At 68.1% G+C, this 17,102-nt stretch carries 16 protein-coding genes and 1 tRNA gene; 3 read left to right on the plus strand and 14 right to left on the minus strand.

Features of this window, described 5'->3' with window-relative positions:
* Positions 1 to 40: 40 nt before the first annotated feature.
* The 6 genes from ACFXHE_RS05020 to dapE form a co-directional block, all read right to left on the minus strand.
* Positions 41 to 964, minus strand: coding sequence for a glucosyl-3-phosphoglycerate synthase (locus ACFXHE_RS05020; protein WP_354833615.1), 924 nt, complete (start codon positions 962 to 964; stop codon positions 41 to 43).
* Positions 961 to 1,836 (minus strand): dihydropteroate synthase, encoded by an 876-nt coding sequence (folP, locus tag ACFXHE_RS05025; protein ID WP_379379875.1) that lies wholly within the window; start codon positions 1,834 to 1,836, stop codon positions 961 to 963. Before folP ends, ACFXHE_RS05020 begins: the two co-directional genes overlap by 4 nt.
* Before the next feature lie 74 nt (positions 1,837 to 1,910).
* Positions 1,911 to 3,680: a long-chain-acyl-CoA synthetase gene (locus ACFXHE_RS05030; protein WP_379379877.1), complete on the minus strand. Its 1,770-nt coding sequence runs from the start codon at positions 3,678 to 3,680 to the stop codon at positions 1,911 to 1,913.
* Positions 3,681 to 3,764: 84 nt separating this feature from the next.
* On the minus strand, positions 3,765 to 4,316 hold the full coding sequence (locus ACFXHE_RS05035) for a TIGR00730 family Rossman fold protein (RefSeq protein ID WP_379379879.1): 552 nt from the start codon (positions 4,314 to 4,316) through the stop codon (positions 3,765 to 3,767).
* Complete coding sequence (locus tag ACFXHE_RS05040) at positions 4,310 to 5,113, minus strand: TIGR00730 family Rossman fold protein (RefSeq protein ID WP_379379881.1); 804 nt, start codon at positions 5,111 to 5,113, stop codon at positions 4,310 to 4,312. Before ACFXHE_RS05040 ends, ACFXHE_RS05035 begins: the two co-directional genes overlap by 7 nt.
* Positions 5,114 to 5,181: 68 nt before the next feature.
* Positions 5,182 to 6,285 (minus strand): succinyl-diaminopimelate desuccinylase, encoded by a 1,104-nt coding sequence (gene dapE / locus ACFXHE_RS05045; RefSeq protein ID WP_379379883.1) that lies wholly within the window; start codon positions 6,283 to 6,285, stop codon positions 5,182 to 5,184.
* A gap of 109 nt (positions 6,286 to 6,394) precedes the next feature.
* Between dapE and dapD the strand changes: the two genes are divergently transcribed.
* Positions 6,395 to 7,357, plus strand: a complete 963-nt coding sequence (dapD, locus tag ACFXHE_RS05050) for a 2,3,4,5-tetrahydropyridine-2,6-dicarboxylate N-succinyltransferase (protein ID WP_379379885.1) — start codon at positions 6,395 to 6,397, stop codon at positions 7,355 to 7,357.
* A gap of 59 nt (positions 7,358 to 7,416) precedes the next feature.
* On the opposite strand, the gene ACFXHE_RS05055 is transcribed toward dapD, so the two are convergent.
* The 3 genes from ACFXHE_RS05055 to ACFXHE_RS05065 form a co-directional block, all read right to left on the minus strand.
* Entirely contained in the window at positions 7,417 to 7,731 is a 315-nt protein-coding gene (locus ACFXHE_RS05055; protein ID WP_379379887.1) for a hypothetical protein, read from the minus strand.
* 104 nt (positions 7,732 to 7,835) lie between these two features.
* Entirely contained in the window at positions 7,836 to 8,204 is a 369-nt protein-coding gene (locus ACFXHE_RS05060) for a PPOX class F420-dependent oxidoreductase (protein ID WP_379379889.1), read from the minus strand.
* A gap of 34 nt (positions 8,205 to 8,238) precedes the next feature.
* Positions 8,239 to 9,648: an acyl-CoA synthetase gene (locus ACFXHE_RS05065; RefSeq protein WP_379380415.1), complete on the minus strand. Its 1,410-nt coding sequence runs from the start codon at positions 9,646 to 9,648 to the stop codon at positions 8,239 to 8,241.
* 133 nt (positions 9,649 to 9,781) lie between these two features.
* On the opposite strand from ACFXHE_RS05065, the gene ACFXHE_RS05070 reads away from it, so the two are divergent.
* Positions 9,782 to 10,636: an oxygenase MpaB family protein gene (locus tag ACFXHE_RS05070; RefSeq protein WP_379379891.1), complete on the plus strand. Its 855-nt coding sequence runs from the start codon at positions 9,782 to 9,784 to the stop codon at positions 10,634 to 10,636.
* 13 nt (positions 10,637 to 10,649) lie between these two features.
* On the opposite strand, the gene ACFXHE_RS05075 is transcribed toward ACFXHE_RS05070, so the two are convergent.
* The gene (locus ACFXHE_RS05075) at positions 10,650 to 11,282 is read right to left on the minus strand and encodes a TetR/AcrR family transcriptional regulator (protein ID WP_354833597.1); all 633 of its coding nucleotides are present in this window, start codon (positions 11,280 to 11,282) and stop codon (positions 10,650 to 10,652) included.
* Positions 11,283 to 11,428: 146 nt separating this feature from the next.
* Between ACFXHE_RS05075 and ACFXHE_RS05080 the strand changes: the two genes are divergently transcribed.
* Complete coding sequence (locus ACFXHE_RS05080; protein WP_379379893.1) at positions 11,429 to 12,292, plus strand: oxygenase MpaB family protein; 864 nt, start codon at positions 11,429 to 11,431, stop codon at positions 12,290 to 12,292.
* 106 nt (positions 12,293 to 12,398) lie between these two features.
* Here the strand turns inward: ACFXHE_RS05080 and ACFXHE_RS05085 are convergent, their stop codons facing one another.
* From ACFXHE_RS05085 to ACFXHE_RS05100, 4 genes are all read right to left on the minus strand, one after another.
* Entirely contained in the window at positions 12,399 to 13,358 is a 960-nt protein-coding gene (locus ACFXHE_RS05085; RefSeq protein WP_379379895.1) for a proline dehydrogenase family protein, read from the minus strand.
* A complete protein-coding gene (pruA, locus tag ACFXHE_RS05090) occupies positions 13,355 to 14,992 on the minus strand; it encodes an L-glutamate gamma-semialdehyde dehydrogenase (RefSeq protein WP_379379897.1) in 1,638 nt (545 codons plus the stop codon). The genes ACFXHE_RS05085 and pruA overlap by 4 nt, the downstream gene beginning before the upstream one ends.
* A gap of 93 nt (positions 14,993 to 15,085) precedes the next feature.
* Positions 15,086 to 16,573 carry a GMC oxidoreductase gene (locus tag ACFXHE_RS05095; protein ID WP_379379899.1) on the minus strand — a complete coding sequence of 496 codons (1,488 nt, stop codon included), beginning with the start codon at positions 16,571 to 16,573 and terminating at the stop codon, positions 15,086 to 15,088.
* Positions 16,574 to 16,978: 405 nt separating this feature from the next.
* Positions 16,979 to 17,052 (minus strand) — tRNA-Asp (locus ACFXHE_RS05100).
* Between the last annotated feature and the right edge of the window lie 50 nt (positions 17,053 to 17,102).

The raw sequence follows: 17,102 nt of genomic DNA on the forward strand, positions 1-17,102 counted from the left end.
CGCGGGCGAGGGCAGTGCGCCGCCGCCCGGCCCCTCGAGGTCAGGCGGCGGCCTCCTCCGGGCGGAGGGTGTTCATCGGGGGGCGGTCGGCCAGCGAGACTTCGGTGGCGTGGGCGATGAATTCGCCTGCGACCATGGGGAACTGGGTCAGGGCCGCGCCGGAGTCCTGAATTCCGCTGCGGCCCAGGACGGTGCCCAGGATCTGGCGGCTCATGACGCCCAGGTCGGCCAGCGGGCGGTTGCGGTGCTGACGGACGCCGAGATTGACCTGGCCGATGCTGGACAGGCCCAGCAGGTCGTAAGTGTCGAGCAGCAGGCCGATTTCGACGCCGTAGCCCGGCGCGAACGGTACCGAGGTGAGCAGTTCGCGGGTGCCGGCGTACTCACCGCCCAAGGGCTGCAGCACATTCGACAGTTCGGGCCGCAGCGCGGCCAGCAGCGGGCGGGCCACCAGTTCGGTGACGCGGCCGCCGCCGTGGTGGTCCACCGATTCGCCGGTGCGCAGCGGGCGGCGGTAGTACGCCTTGACCAGGTGCATGCCGTCGACGGTGAGCAGCGGGCCCAGCAGCCTGGGGACGAAGTTGGGGTCGGGGTCGATGAGGTCGGAGTCCACGAAGGCGATGATGTCGCCGCTGGTGACAGCCAGCGAGCGCCACAGGCATTCGCCCTTGCCGGGGACGGGGTCGAGTTCGGGGACGGCTTGTTCGCGGGTCACCACGGTGGCTCCGGCCGCCTGTGCACGGGCGGCGGTGGCGTCGGTGGACCCGGAGTCGAGGACGACGAGTTCGTCCACCAGCGTGCCGAGCAGGGGCCGGATGCTGGCCACCACGGCGGCGACGGTGGCTTCCTCGTTGAGGGCGGGCAGCACCACCGAGACGGTGCGGTCGCCCTTGGCGGCGGTGAGTTCCGCCACCGTCCAGTCGGGGCTGTCGAAGGTGTTGGTGTTCACCCAGTCTGTTTTCATGCGAGACCTCGCAGGGTACGGGCGGGTGGGCGGTGACCCTGGATGGCGGCGATCATGTCCACCACCCGGCGGGTGTGAGCCACCTCGTGCACTCGAAAGACGCGAGCACCCGCGGCGGCCGACCAAGCAGTCGCTGCCAATGTGCCCTCCAATCGTTCGGACAGCTCGACGACACCAAGAGTCTCTCCGATGAAATCCTTATTGCTCAGCGCCATCAAGACGGGCCATCCGGTTTTCACAAGAACGTCTATCGCACGCAACAATTCGAGCCCGTGATAGGTGTTTTTGCCGAAATCATGGGTCGGATCGATCAAAATCGAGTCCTTGGCCACCCCTGCCGCCGCAGCATTTTCGGCCGCGGCCACCACCGTCTCGGTGACCTCGGTCACCACATCCGTGTACCGGACCCGATGCGGACGGGTCCGTGGAATCGCACCCCCGGTGTGTGAGCACACAATTCCTACGCCCAGTTCGGCGGCGACGCCGACCAGTTCCGGGTCCGCCCCCGCCCAGGTGTCGTTGATCAGATCCGCGCCCTCGGCCACCGCGGCCCGGGCCACGTCGGCACGCCAGGTGTCCACGCTGATGAGCAGATCCGGGTAGCGCTCGCGAATGGCCGCCACGAACGGCACCACCCGGCGGGCCTCCTCGACGTTGTCCACCTCGGCGCCCGGACCGGCCTTGACCCCGCCGATATCGACCAGATCTGCGCCCTTGGCGACGGCCCTGTCGACGGCCCGCATGGCGGCCTCGTCGCTGAACGTCGCGCCTCGGTCATAGAAGGAGTCCGGCGTCCGGTTCACGATCGCCATGACAAGCGCCCGATCCGTCGCCACCGGCTTCCCGCACAATGTCGGCAACGGCGCACACATGCCCTCGACTGTACCGAGGGCTGTGGCGCCACTGCTGGGCAGCCGACCGGAACCGGGCTCCGACCGGCTGCTGTTCAGTTGCCGGGCGCACGCCCCGCGGCGACGTCGGCGGCGTATTCGGAGTATGCGGGAACGTAGCCCTCGGTGCGGCCCGCGAGGACGTAGAGGGTGCTCTCGTCGTCGGGGGTGTAGCCCTCCTTGCGCAGTTCCACCTTCCGGTTCTTGAAGGTGGAGGTCTGCTCCAGCTCCGGCACCACACGGATGAACAGCGGCACGGCGTAGGTCGGCAGATGGTCGTAGAGCACCTTGGCGGCGACCTTGCCGTCGAAGTGCCCACCCTCGTGCAGCGTCACCGCGGCCATGCCCGCCTTGCCGTCGGTGCCCGGGATGTCGACGCCGAAAACGACCGCCTGCGTGACCGAGTCGATGCCGTCGAAGGCGCCCTCGACCTCGGTGGTGGCGACGTTCTCGCCCTTCCAGCGGAAGGTGTCACCGAGGCGGTCCACGAACGCGATGTGGCCCCAGCGCTGGTCGCGCACCAGGTCGCCGGTGTCGAACCAGCAGTCGCCGGGCTCGAAACCGTCTCGCACGAGCTTGGATTCGGTGGCGGAGGCGTCGGTGTAGCCGTCGAAGGGCGAGCTCGTGGTGACCTTGGCGAGCAGCAGCCCGACCCCGCCCGGCGGCACCCGGCGCAGGCGGCCGTCCGGGTGGCGCAATGCCTTGCCGGTGGCGTCGTCGTATTCGACGATGGCGAAGGGCAGCGGGGTGAAGCCGGCGGTCCGGGCAACCGAGAAAGCGTTGATGAAGGCGATGTTTCCCTCACTGGCCCCGTAGAACTCGACGATCCGCTCGATGCCGAAGCGCTGTTGGAACTCGTCCCAGAGCTCGGGCCGCAGGCCGTTGCCGACGCAGAGCCGGACGCTGTGCGCACGGTCGGCGGGCTTGGCCGGTTGGTTCAGCAGGTAGCGGCACAGCTCGCCGATATAGATGAACGCGGTGGCCTGATTGGCGATGACCTCGTCCCAGAAGCGGGTGGCCGAGAACTTGCGGCCCAGCGCGAAGGTCGCACCGCCCGCGATCACCGAGGACAGCGCCACCGTGAGCGCGTTGTTGTGGTACAGCGGCAGACAGCAGTACAGCGTGTCCCGGCCGTCGAGCCGGACGCCGAGCCCGCCGATGCCGGCCATGGACTTGGTCCAGCGCAGGTGGGTCATGACGCTGGCCTTGGGCAGCCCGGTGGTGCCGGAGGTGAAGATCAGGTAGGCGCGTTCCTTGGCGGTGATCTGTTCGGTCACAGCCGGATTCGAGGCGTCGGCGGTGCGGGCCTCGGCGGCCAGCTGCTCGGACCAGAGCAGGGCGGGCCGGGCCTCGGTGAGGGTGTCGAGGGCGTCGGCGCACTCCTCGCCGATCACGTCCAGCACCGAGTTCAGCAGCCCGAAGCTGTGCTGCAGCACCACGTCCCGCTGATTGTGGTTGAGCAGGCCCGCGGTGGCGCCGAGTTTCACGGTGGCGAGCACGGTGAACAGCGCCTCGGCGCGATTGACCATCAGGATGCCGACCACGTCGCCGCGCTCGACCCCGTGCGCGGCGAGCACCTTCGCGTACCGGTTGACCTCGGCATTGGCCTCGCCCCAGGTGTACACGCGCCCTTCGAATTTCAGGAAGGGCCGGTCCGGATGCCTGGCCGCGCCGCGCTGGAAGAACAGCCCGATGGACGCCTTGTCGCCGGATTTCACCAGCATGTGCAGGACATTGCGGAGCATGCCGGGGGCCTGCATCGCCATGCCGGGCAGACCGCGGGCCAGGTCGAGCAGGCTCACCGTCGAACGGACATCGGTATTCACTTCGCTGTGCTCCTCGCGCTCACGTCCCCCGCTGCCCACCCTTACCGATTCGCCCGATCTTGTCGAGTGAAACCATCCGGTTTCTCAACGGCCCGGACGCAGCGCCTCGAAAGCGGAGTCGAAGTCCTTGGTCACCAGCACCCGATCGATCGCTTCGCGGCCCGCGTACCCGCGCAGCCGCAGCCCCTCGACCCACTCGAACAGGCCCGCGTAGTGGTCCTGCGGATCGAGCACCACCACCGGCTTGGCGTGCACGCCCAGGTAGGCCCCGGTCCAGGTCTCGAAGAGTTCCTCGAGCGTGCCGATGCCGCCGGGCAGGGTCAGGAAGGCGTCGGCGCGGTCGTCCATGACCTGTTTGCGCTCGCGCATGGTGTCGGTGACGATCAGCTCGTCGGCGTCGGTGTCGGCGACCTCGCGGTGCACCAGCTTCTTGGGGATCACCCCGACGGTCCTGGCCCCGGCGGCCCGGGCCGCCTGCGCGACCGCGCCCATCATGGAGACATTGCCGCCGCCGGACACCAATTGCCAACCGCGACGGCCGATCTCGTCGCCCACCCGGGTGGCCAGCTCGAGCGCCACCGGATCGTCCACGCTGGCCGAGCAGTACACGCAGACCGCGTAGGCGGTGCTCACCACTGGTCCTCCACGCCCGCCTCGTCCAGCTCGCGGCGCGCGTGCGCGGCCTCCACCACGATCCGCACCACCTCGTCCACGCTGTCGGTGACATGCAGCAGCCCCAGGTCGCCGGGGGCGACCTTGGCCGAGCCGAGCAGCGAGTCGCGCATCCAATCCATCAGTCCCGCCCAGTATTTGGTGCCGAACAGGATGATCGGGAATCGGGTGATCTTGCGGGTCTGCACCAGGGTCAGCGCCTCGAACAGTTCGTCGAGGGTGCCGAAACCGCCGGGCAGACAGACGAATGCCTGGGCGTACTTCACGAACATGGTCTTGCGCGCGAAGAAGTACCGGAAGTTGATGCCGAGGTCGACCCACTCGTTGAGGTGCTGCTCGAAGGGCAGCTCGATACCGAGGCCGATGGAGTATCCGCCCGCCTCCGACGCGCCCCGGTTGGCCGCCTCCATGGCGCCCGGTCCGCCGCCGGTGATGACCGCGAAACCGGCTCGGGCCAAGGCACTTCCGATGGCCATGCCGGCCTGGTACTCGGCCGACTCGGTGGGGGTGCGGGCGGAGCCGAAGACCGCCACCGCGGCCGGCGCCTCCGCCAAAGCGCCGAAGCCCTCGACGAATTCGGCCTGGATGCGCAGTACGCGCCAGGGGTCGGTGTGCACCCAGTCGGCCGGCCCGCGCTCGTCCAGCAGATGCTGATCGGTGGTGCCTATGCCCTTCTTGCGATCCCGCCGCAGCATGATCGGCCCGCGGAATCGTGGCGTCTTGGGCGAGCGCACACCCTCGTACTCGGCGTCAGCAGACATGCAGCCAACCGTACAGGGAGCGGGTGACCCCCACCGGTCGCTTGATCAGCGGGGTGTTGAACAACTGCTCAGTCTTTGGCGCCGGTGAGGTAACTGCGCAGCATCGACGTCACCTGGATGATCTGGTCGACGGGCAGGTGCTCGTCGCGCTTGTGGGCCAGATTCGGGTCGCCCGGGCCAAAATTCACGGCCGGGATGCCGCGGGCGGCGAACCGCGAGACATCGGTCCAGCCGTACTTGGCGCGGACGCCGCCGCTGCCGTGCGCGTGCGCGATCTCGATGAGGTCCTTGGCAGCCGGATTGGACAGGCCGGGCAGGGCGCCGGGCGCGCCGTCGGTGCGCTCGAAATCCAGTTCCAGACCGGCGAATACCTCGCGCACGTGCTCGGTGGCCTGATCCAGGGTGCGGTCGGGGGCGAAGCGGAAGTTCACGTCCACGGTGGCCACGTCCGGCACCACATTGCCGGCCACGCCGCCCTCGACGCGGACCGCGGACAGGCCCTCGCGGTACGTGCAGCCGTCGATCTCGACCGCACGCGCCTCGTAGCGGGCCAGCCGCTCCAGGATCGGGGCGAGACGGTGAATGGCATTGTCCCCCAGCCAGGCTCGCGCGGTGTGCGCACGCACGCCGGAGGTGGTCAGCCGCACCCGCAGGGTGCCCTGGCAGCCCGCCTCGATCCAGCCGCCGGAGGGCTCGCCGAGAATGGCCAGATCGCCCGCGAGCCACTCGGGCAGTTCGCGTTCGATGCGGCCCAGGCCGTTGAACTCGGCCGCGATCTCCTCGCAGTCGTAGAAGATCAGGGTCAGGTCGTGGACCGGATCGGCCACGGTGGCCGCCAGGTGCAGGAAGACCGCGTCACCGGACTTCATGTCGACGCTGCCGCAACCCCACAGCTGCCGTTCGCCGTCCGCGGTGGTCTCGAAGTGGCCGGGGACATTCTCGGCGATGGGCACGGTGTCCAGATGTCCGGCGAGAATGACGCGAGTGGGCAGCCCCCGATTGGAACGCGCCAGCACGGTATTGCCGTGCCGCAGGATTTCGAATCCGGTGGTCTGTTCGTGCAGCGCCGTTTCGACGATGTCGGCGATGACCTTCTCGTTCTTCGACACGCTCGGAATGTCCACGAGCGCGGCGGTGAGTGAAATGGGGTCGGCACTCAGATCGATGGTCACTTGATCCACCATAAAGGAGGAATAACCTCCGTTCTTCGCACGGTCGCTGCGTTGGCACAAATCGGCACCGCATGCGGTATGAATTCACAGCCCGGTAACGTAGGGGGACGTGAGTACACAGGGAGCATCTGCAGTCGGCCTAGCCACCATCACCGTCAACGGCACAGTCCTGGACACCTGGTACCCGTATCCCAACCTGGGGACCTTCTCCGCCGACGAGGTCGGCACCGTCCGGCTCGACGCCTCGGATCCCGAATACGCGAAGTTCGCCGCGTCGGTCGGCACGGACGAGGCACGCCGCGTGGAGATCGTCGCGGTGCGCACCGTCATCGCCGATCTGGCCGCCGCGCCGATCGACACGCACGACGCCTACCTGCGTCTGCACCTGATCTCGCACCGGCTGGTCCGCCCGCACGGCGCGAACCTGGACGGCATCTTCGGCCTGCTGGCCAATGTGGTGTGGACCAACCACGGCCCCTGCTCCAACGAGGAATTCGAGCTGACCCGGCTGAAGCTGCACGCCCGCGGCCCGGTCACCGTGTACGGCGTGGACAAGTTCCCGCGCCTGGTCGACTACGTGCTGCCGTCGGGGGTGCGCATCGCCGACGCCGACCGGGTGCGCCTGGGCGCGCACCTGGCCTCCGGCACCACGGTCATGCACGAGGGCTTCGTCAACTTCAATGCCGGCACACTCGGCAATTCCATGGTGGAGGGCCGGATCTCGGCCGGTGTGGTGGTCGGCGACGGCTCCGACGTCGGCGGCGGCGCGTCCATCATGGGCACCCTGTCCGGCGGCGGCAAGCAGGTCATCTCGCTCGGTGAGCGCTGCCTGCTGGGCGCGAACTCGGGCCTGGGCATCTCGCTCGGCGACGACTGCGTGGTGGAGGCGGGCCTGTACGTCACCGCCGGCACCAAGGTCGCGCTGCCGGACGGCGCGGTCGTGAAGGCCGGTGAGCTGTCGGGCAAGTCGAACCTGCTGTTCATCCGCAACTCGCTGACCGGCGCGGTCGAGGTCCGGCCTCGCAAGGGCACCGGCATCGAGCTGAACGCGGCGCTGCACTCCAACGACTGACTCCGGTGCCGCGAAAACCCCTGCCGGCTTGCGCCGCAGGGGTTTTCGTCATTTCGCGCTCAGTGGTAGAGGCCGCACCAGGGCGCCGCGGAGCCGTCCATGACGGGGAACGGGATGCCGCCGGAGTTGCACTGGCCCGACCCGGTCTGGAACGCCTTGATCAGGTTCGACGAGCCGGTGGACGACGGGTCGAAGGATCCGGTGCCGGTGGGCCCGGTGTTCACCGAGCCGGTGCCGGTGGTGCCGGCGATCTGCTCGGTCGGCTGCTGCATGGGGGTGAGGGGCAGCGCATCGGCGGTGGCCGCGGCGGCGGGAGCGAGCAGGCCGGCGAAGACGGCGGCGGCCGCCACGGTGGCGCGCAGAGAGGTGTGCATCGAGCGAATCTCCTTGAGAACGTGACTATTTCGCTCCACGTAAGCTAGACGTTCGCTCATGGACCCGGCGAGACCCCGAAACCTCCAGCACCGGAACTCCGGTGTCAGAGGCCGAAGGCGATGACCCGTTCGGGGGTGATGCGGATCAGCTCCGGGGACAGGCCCGGGTACCACGGCTCCACGTCCCGCAACGCCTGCGCGGTGCCGCGGATTTCGAGGCACCGCACCGTCCAGGGATCGACGGAGGGGACATCGTCGACCACGAAGGCGACCCGCTCCTCCTTCAGCAGATTGCGGAACTTCTGGCTCGCGCCCAGATCGCGTCCACCGATGTCGATGGTGCCCAGGGCCGCGTTGTAACGGAAGCCCACCGGATTGTTCTGGGGTGAGCCGTCGGGACGGATGGTGGCCAGCCGCCCCAGTCGCTGGCTGTTCAGGTACTCGATCTGGGCGGGCGACAGAGATGCGGTCATACCGATCACGGTAGGACCTCGAGTGCACTCGAGGTCAAGACAGCAGTTTCTTCTGGACCTTGCCCATGGCATTGCGCGGCAGGCCGTCCACCACGCGCACCTCACGCGGCCGCTTGTGCGCCGAAAGTTCGCCCGCCACATGGGCGATGAGCTCGTCGGCGATCGCCGCGCCCGCCCCGGGGCGGAGCACGACATAGGCGACGATGCGCTGCCCCAGATCGTCGTCGGGGACGCCGACGACCGCGGTCTCGGCCACCGCCGGATGCCCCAGCAGCGCGGTCTCGATCTCGCCCGCGCCGATGCGATAGCCGCCCGACTTGATCAGGTCCACCGATTCCCGGCCCACGATGCGGTGGAAGCCCTCGGCGTCGATGACAGCCACGTCGCCGGTCCGGAACCAGCCGTCGGCGGTGAAGTTCTCGGCAGTGGCCTCCGGCTTGTTCAGATAGCCGTCGAAGAGCATGGGGCCGCGCACCTGGAGTCCGCCGACGCTCTCCCCGTCGTGCGGCACCGGGTCGCCCGCCTCGTCGCGCAGCCGGGTCTCGACGCCAGCGACCGGGGTCCCGACCCAGCCCGGGCGGCGTTCGCCGTCGGGCCGGGTGGAGAGGGTGATCATGGTTTCGCTCATGCCGTAGCGCTCGATCGGGGCGTGCCCGGTGAGCTCGGCGAGCCGCTCGAACACCGGCACGGGCAGCGGCGCGCTGCCGGAGATCAGGATCCGCGCCTTCGCCAATTCCCGTGCGGCGTCGGGATCCTCGGTGATTCGCGACCACACGGTGGGCACGCCGAAGTACATGGTGCCGTGCGCGTCGGCGTATGCCTTCGGGGTGGGCTTGCCGGTGTGGACGAGCGGACTGCCGGCCCGCAGCGGGCCCAGCACGCCGAGGATCAGGCCGTGCACGTGGAACAGCGGAAGACCGTGCACCAGAACATCTTTCGAGGTCCAGCCCCACGCCTCGATGAGCGCGTCCAGGCCCGCCGCGATGGCGTCGCGACTGAGCATCACGCCCTTCGGCGCGCCGGTGGTGCCGGAGGTGTAGAGGATGAAAGCCGTTGCCTTCCCGGCGGGTTCGGCGTATCGATGCCAGGACCGTGCGTGCTTGCGCACCGGGATCACCGGCAGGTCGGAACCCTCGGGAGCCTTGCCCAGCCAGGCCTGCGCACCCGAATCCCGCAGGATGTGAGCCAGTTCCGCGCTACCCGAGTCCGGCGGCACCGGCACCACGGTCACCCCGGCGATCAGGCAGCCCACCACGGCGAGCACGGTGGTGACGGTCGGTTCGGCCAGCACGGCCACCCGGCGCGCCTGGGCCACGCGTTCGGCGACGGAGGTGGCCGCGCCGAGCAGATCACTGCGCGACAACGTCTCCCCGTCGATGGTGACGGCATCCGGGATATCAGCTCCGGCGGCGATGGCGGCCGGGTTCAAGGAGCTCAGCAACAGCGGCGACACGGGCCCACGCTACCGGAGCCGCTCGGCAACGAATCGCTTGCGAACCCGCCGAGCCGGTTGACAGGTGACCCGAGTGGGTAAGAAAGTTTCTATATAACTTTCTCACCCGAGGATGTGGTCGACGATGACCAGGCCGCTGCCCGACCGGTTCGAATCCGCAGCCCCCGCACCGGAGATCGACGTCCGCCGCTATCTGGACGGTGCGGCGGGATTCTTCGGCGCGGCGGCGAACGTGATCATGCAGCTCTCCCACCCGCCGGTCGGCTACGGCGTGGTGGAGAGCCCGGTGGAATCCGGGAACGTCATGGTCCATCCCCTCAAACGGCTGCGCACCACCCTCACCTATCTGGCCGTGGCCCTGCTGGGCACCGAGGAGGACCGTGCCGCCTATCGGGAGGCCGTCGATTCCGTACACAAGTACGTCCGGTCCAGCACGAGCAGCACCGTGAAGTACAACGCCTTCGATCCCCGGCTGCAGCTCTGGGTCGCGGCCTGCCTGTACTGGGGTGCGCGTGATCTCTACGAGCGCATGCACGGACCGATGGACGACTACGCCGCCGACGCCTTCCACCTCCACGCCGCAAGGCTCGGCACCACGCTGCAGGTGCGCCCGGACATGTGGCCCGCCGATCGCGCTGCCTTCGACCGCTATTGGGACGAGAACCTCGCCAAGACCCGCATCGACCCCAAGATCCGGGCCTACTTCGAGGATCTCATCGACCTGAAGATGCTGCCCCGCCCGTTCCAGCTGGCCTTCGGCGGCGTACACCGTTTCTTCGTGACCGGCCTGCTGCCACCGCATCTCCGCGACGAGATGGACATGACCTGGACGCCGCGGCAGGACCGCGCGCTGGCCCGGATGCTGCGGCTGGCGGGTGCGGCCGAATCGGTCGTGCCGCCGTCACTGCGGGCCTTCCCGCTGAACGTCTATCTCACGGATATGCGCTTGCGGCGCAGGCTGGGCCTCCGGCTGGTGTGAAACCCGGTGCGGGTCAGAGGATCCGGAATCCGGGAATGATGTGGTCGCGAGCGAACTGCCGCAGCGCGACGGGATCGTCGAGCGGAATGACCGTCTGCGGCGTCAGCGCCAGCGACAGCGCCGCGCGGGCGATCATCTCGGCCAGCGGCAGCGGATCGTATTGCGGCAGTTTGCCTTCCGCCTGCAGGCGGGCGATGAACTCGGCAAGGTAATCGCGGCCGAGCTCGATGACCGGCGCGCCCTGCACGGTCAGATAGGGCAGCACCACCTCGGGTTCGGTCTTGAGCAGGCGGCCCAGCAGCTGATTGCCGCGCAGGCCCTCGATGAACGCGATGAACAGGACGGTGATCTGCTCCTCGGCGCTGGCGTCGCGTTCGACCGGAACCTGCACCGCGGCGTCGATGTCCTCGACGAGCTGGCGGGCCTGACGCAGGCCGACGGCCTGGATGAGGTCGTTCTTGCCCGCGAAGCGGCGGTAGAGGGTGGCCAGCGAGAGCCCGCCACGGCGGGCGACCTCCACCATGCTGGTGCGTTTGATGCCGAAGTCCAGGAACGCCATGAGTGCGGCATCGAGGACCTTGGCCTGGTTGTGATCCTCGGGGCCGGATCCGCGGACGAGCGGCAGCAGTTTGGCCAGTTTGGCCATGGTCCGGGCCCTTTCCGGTCGCAAAGAAACGGTGAGGCACTAATCTTCGCACATTGACATGACCACCTCGCGGTGAGAAAGTGAGTGGCGAAATTTCTCACACTCTCCTCATGGGCGAGGAGTGACGACGAGGAGCCGAGTCGACGATGACCGCCCCCCTGCGCAAGTTCGACGAGTTCCCGCCGGCCTACGAGCCGATGACCCCGGAATCCGTGCGTGAGCACATCGACGGCGTCGCGGCCTTCCTCGGCGGCGCGGCCAATGTCGTCATGCAGCTGTCGCTGAAACCCGTCGGGTACGGCGTGATGGAGAGCGACGTCGACAGTGGCAAGGTGACGCTGCACCCGATCAAGCGGCTGCGCACCACCCTCACCTATCTGTCGGTCGCGCTGCTCGGGAACGAGGACGACCGCCGCGACTACCGCGAGGCCGTGAACCGCTCGCACCGCAGCGTCCACGCCAAGCCCGGCAGCGCGGTCAAGTACAACGCCTTCGACCCCGAGCTGCAGCTGTGGGTGGCGGCCTGCCTCTACTGGGGCGTCGACGATCTCTACCACCGCATGCGCGGCCCCATGAATCCCGAACTGGCGGAAGCCTTCTACCAGTACTGCGCGCGGCTGGGCACCACCCTGCAGATGCGTCCCGAGATGTGGCCCGCCACCCGCGACGAGTTCTACGTGTACTGGGAGGAGAACCTCGCGACCAAGTCGATCGATGTTCCCACCCGCAAGTACTTCAACGACCTCACCGACCTGAAGATGCTGCCCTGGCCCCTGCAGATCACCCTGGGCGGCCTGCATCGCTTCATCGTCACCGCCCTGCTCCCCCCGCACCTGCGCGAGGAGATGGCCATGACCTGGTCCGCCCGCGACGAGCGCATCTTCGCCGGCTGCCTGCGCCTGATCTCCGCGATCTGGACCCGCATGCCCACCCCGATCCGCCTGTTCCCCTACAACTTCTACCTCGCCGACATGCGCCTCCGCCGCCGCCTCGGCCGCCCCCTGGTCTGAACCAACTCTCGGATTCTCAGGGGTTCACCGCTGGAACCCCGTGAGGGCCGCACGCTCGAGTGTGCGGCCCTGGCGCGCGCCGGGAACGACCCGCGACCGCGAATTATCAGGCGCGGTCAGCCAGGGCACGGAGGAAGAAGGCGAGGTTGGCGGGGCGTTCGGCGAGGCGGCGCATGAGGTAGCCGTACCACTGGGTGCCGTAGGGGATGTAGACGCGCAGGGAGTGGCCGTCCGCGACGAGGCGGCGCTGTTCGGCGTCGCGGATGCCGTAGAGCATCTGGAACTCGAAATCGCCTGGGTTGCGGTGGTTTTCGATGGCGAGGGTGAGGGCGGCGTCGATCATGGCCGGGTCGTGGGAGGCGATCATGGGGTACCAGGCGCTGCGAAAGAGGACGTCGAGGCAGCGCAGGTAGGAGACGTCGACCTCGGCGCGGCGCTGATAGGCGACGGTCGCCGGTTCCTGGTATGCGCCCTTGCAGAGGCGGACTCGGGTGCCGTCGGCGGCCAGGTCGCGGGCGCGGTGCTCGGCCTGACGCAGGTACGTCTGCAAAGCGACGGCGAGCCAGGGGAATTCGGCGCGGGCCTGGCGGACCGCCTCCAGGGTGCCGGCGGTGGTGGTGTGGTCCTCGGCGTCGACGGTCACCCAGACGTGGCGCTCGACGGCCTTGGCGCACAGCTTGTGCAGGTTCTCCGCAGCGATCGCGGGCCCTTCCCGACCCAGCGACTGGCCGAGCGCCGACAGCTTGAGCGAGACCTCCACCCGGGGGATGTCGGTGTGCGCGCCTGGCATCATCTGGTCGGCCTCGGCCAGATCGTCGATGAGCGAATGGTATTCCGCCACCGCGGCATCGGCCTGGGCATGCTCGGTGGTGTACTCGCCCAGGAAGTCGACACTCACCGCGCGGCCGCTCGCCAGCAGCCCGCGCGCCACCGGGACCAGCTCGGCCCGGGTCTCCCCGGCCACGAACCGCCGGACCACCGCGGCGGTGGCCGGCACCCGGGTGATGGCGTCCTTCATCCGCGACGATCCGGCCGCGGCCAGGATCGCGGGCCGCAGCGGATTCATCGCGTCTCCATGTGGGGGTAGCGGTAGTCGGTCGGTGGAACGAAGGTCTCCTTGAGCGTGCGGGGCGCGACCCAGCGCAGCAGGTTGAGGTAGGAGCCCGCCTTGTCGTCGGTGCCGGAGGCGCGGGCCCCGCCGAAGGGCTGCTGCCCGACCACCGCGCCGGTGGGCTTGTCGTTGATGTAGAAGTTGCCCGCGGCGAATCGCAGTGCGTCCGCGGCGGTTTCGACGGCCTTGCGGTCGCGAGCGAAGATCGCGCCGGTGAGAGCGTAGGGCGAAGTCCCGTCCACCACCTCGAGGATCTCGGCGAACGAGTCGGGGGCGCTGTCGTCGTAGACGTACACCGACAGAATGGGCCCGAAGTACTCGGTGGCGAAGGCATCGTCGCCCGGGTCCTCGCCGAGCAGCACGGTCGGCCGGACGAACCAGCCCTCGCTGTCGTCGTAGCCACCGCCCGCGGGGACCGTGAGCCCCCGGTCCTTCGCCTTCTCGATGGCGGCCACGCACTTGTCGTAGGCGCGGTTGTCGATCACGGCCCCACCGAAATTCGACAGATCGGCGACATCGCCGTAGGTCAGCGACTCCACCTCGGACAGGAAGTCCTGCCCCATGCGCTGCCACACCGACCGGGCGATATAGGCGCGCGAGGCGGCCGAGCACTTCTGCCCCTGGTATTCGTAGGCACCGCGAATCATGGCCGTGCGCAAGGCATCCGGGTCGGCGGACGGGTGAGCGAGGATGAAGTCCTTGCCGCCGGTCTCCCCGACCAGCCGCGGATATCCGTGGTAGCGGCCGATATTCGAGCCGACGCTCTGCCACAGGTATTGGAAGGTGCGGGTGGAACCGGTGAAGTGGATGCCCGCCAGCCGCGGCTCGGCCAGCGCCACCTCCGAGAGCTGCGTGCCGCTGCCGGTCACCATATTGATGACCCCGGGCGGCAGGCCCGCCTCCTCCAGCAGCTTCATCGTGTAGTACGCCGAAAGTGTCTGTGCCGAGGAAGGTTTCCAGACGACGGTATTGCCCATGAGCGCGGGCGCGGTGGGCAGGTTCCCGGCGATGGCGGTGAAGTTGAACGGCGTGATGGCGTAGACGAAGCCCTCCAGAGGCCGGTAGTCCATCCGATTCCACACGCCCGCCGCCGATTCCGGCTGGACCGCGAGAATCTGCCGGGCGAAGGAGACATTGAAGCGCCAGAAGTCCACCAGTTCGCAGGGTGCGTCGATTTCGGCCTGCTGCACCGTTTTCGACTGGCCGAGCATGGTGGCGGCGGCCAGGGTCTCGCGCCAGGGCCCGGCCAGCAGGTCGGCGGCCCGCAGCAGAATGGCGGCCCGTTCCTCGAAGGGCATGGCCTGCCAGCCGGGCGCGGCGGCCGTCGCCGCCGCGATGGCCGCGCGCGCTTCGTCGTGGGTGGTGTGGGTGTAGGTCCCGAGTGCCTGGCGGCGCCGGTGCGGCATCACGATGGTGTGCCGCTCGCCGCCGCCGGGCTGATGCTTGCCGCCGATGACGAGCGGCACATCCACGGGGTCGGCGGCGAGAGCGGCGAGCCTGCCGGCCAGCAGCTCGCGTTCGCGGCTGCCGGGGGCGTAGGTGTGCACCGGTTCATTGCCGGGAGCAGGGACAACCGTGACAGCGTCCATATCCAAGGCTAACGCGATCGCCGCTGCCCGACCGGAACGAACACGCCCGGCCGGCCCCGCCGACGGAATTTCTCCGTCGGCGGGGCCGCTTCCTCAGTGGAAGTCCTGCGAAATGATCGTCTCGATATTGCGTTCCGCGAGCGCGGTGATCGTGACGAACGGGTTGACGGTGGTGAGGCCCGGAATCAGGGAGCCGTCGATGACGTACAGGCCCGGGTACTGGGTGAGCCGCCCGTAGTTGTCGGTGGACACGTTCAGCACGCAGCCGCCGAGCGGGTGGTAGGCGAAATCGTCGCCCCAGGTCTTGTATTCGCCGAACAGGTCGGTCCGGTAGATGGTGCCTTCCTTGCTGTTGATCTTGTCGAAGATGCGCTTGGCGGCGTCGATGCTGGGCTGATTCCAAGCGGTCTGCCAGTTCAGGTCCACGCCACCGGATCCCGAGTTGTAGGAGAAGGTGCCGCGATTGGGGTTCTTGGTAATGGCCAGATACAGGCTGGCGAAGGTCTCGATGCCGGCCGGGAACGGCGACACCTCCGCGAAGGCCGGGCCGCCGCTGTCGGCCCAGTTGTCGATGCCGACGCAGGGGATGCAGGATTGCAGGCTGCCGGTGGCGTCCCAGGCCTGGTTCTGCCGGGCCACCATGACATTGCCGTTGTTGCCCCAGCCGGCGCCGATCGAGTCCGGCAGATTGCCCAGCTTGCCGGTGGCCTTCTGCGTAACCAGCAGCTTGCTGGTGCCGACACTGCCCGCCGCGAAGAAGACCTTCTGCGCCGTAACGGTTTTCGACTTGACGGTGTTGCCGCTTGTGTCGATCTGGTTCATCGACACCGAGTAGCCGCCGCCGTTGGCCGGCGCCACCGTGGTGACCACATGCTGCGGCACGATGGTCACCTTGCCGGTGCCCGACGCCGCCGCCAGATAGGTCTTGTCCAGCGAGTTCTTGCCGTAGTTGTTGCCGTAGATGACCTCGGCGTTGAGCGCCGACCGCGGGGCGGTGCTGGCCTGCTCCTGCTTCATGTAGTTGAAGTCGTAGACGTTCGGCACGAAGGTGTACGCGAACCCGGACCGCTGCGCCTGCTTGATGCCGACTCGCGCGAACTGATAGCAGTCCGCACCCTGGAACCAGGTCTGGTCGATGTTGTTCACCTTCAGCCCGGCATTGGCGCGCGGGTAGTAGGTGCTGTACATCGAGCCGGCGTCCACCGACGGCAGGATGCTCGCGAAGTTCTCCTGCTTGGGCGTCACCGCCATACCGCCGTTGACCAGCGAGCCGCCGCCCACGCCGCGACCCTGGTAGATCCGGATCCCGCTGAACTGCTCGGAATCCAGCACGCCGGTGTAGCGGGAGATGGACTTGTTGTAGGGCGCGCCCATGAAGTGGTTGACCGGCTGGTCGGTCTCGGTGCGCAGCCAGAAGGACCGGCCGTCCGGATTCAGCATGTTGCAGAAGACCTTGCCGTCGGACCCGGGCTGGGTCCACGACATGCCCTTCTCGACCATGATCACGTTCTGCCCGGCCTGGGCGAGCCGCAGCGCCGCGACCGCGCCGCCGTAGCCGGTGCCGATGACCAGGATCGGCATCGTGTCACCGTCATTGATCGATCCCGTGGGTAGTGCCCGAGCCAGAGGCGCCTTCGGTAGTAGCGCAGCCGCCCCCAGAATGACACCTGTTGCAGCTAGGAACCCGCGTCGGCTGACATTGCTGCCATAGACACTCTTGCCGGGGGTTTCATAAGACAGACCACGCACTGAAAGACTCCTCATCGAGTTGCGATGAGAACCTGTTATAGAGGTTGTGAAGAGAACGTGTGTCAGTTTTGGGCAAAATTAGGGAGGCGCCAACTGATTTCGCGAGATGGGGGTAACTCCCCGGGTACGCCCAGAATGGTTTCGGCACCCAACCGCCGGCACGGATTGCCAGCTATGAACGGCTCCAAGCCTCCTCGCCAAATATGCGGGGAGGCGGAGCAGTGAGACGAAACAGTGCGACCCTGACGGGACTCGAACCCGCGACCTCCGCCGTGACAGGGCGGCGCGCTAACCAACTGCGCCACAGGGCCTTGCAAATCGCTCGGCCACCGGGCCTTGCAACGTCGTAGACGCTATCACG

It is taken from the genome of Nocardia sp. NPDC059229, assembly GCF_042754165.1.
Taxonomy (GTDB): Bacteria; Actinomycetota; Actinomycetes; order Mycobacteriales; family Mycobacteriaceae; genus Nocardia.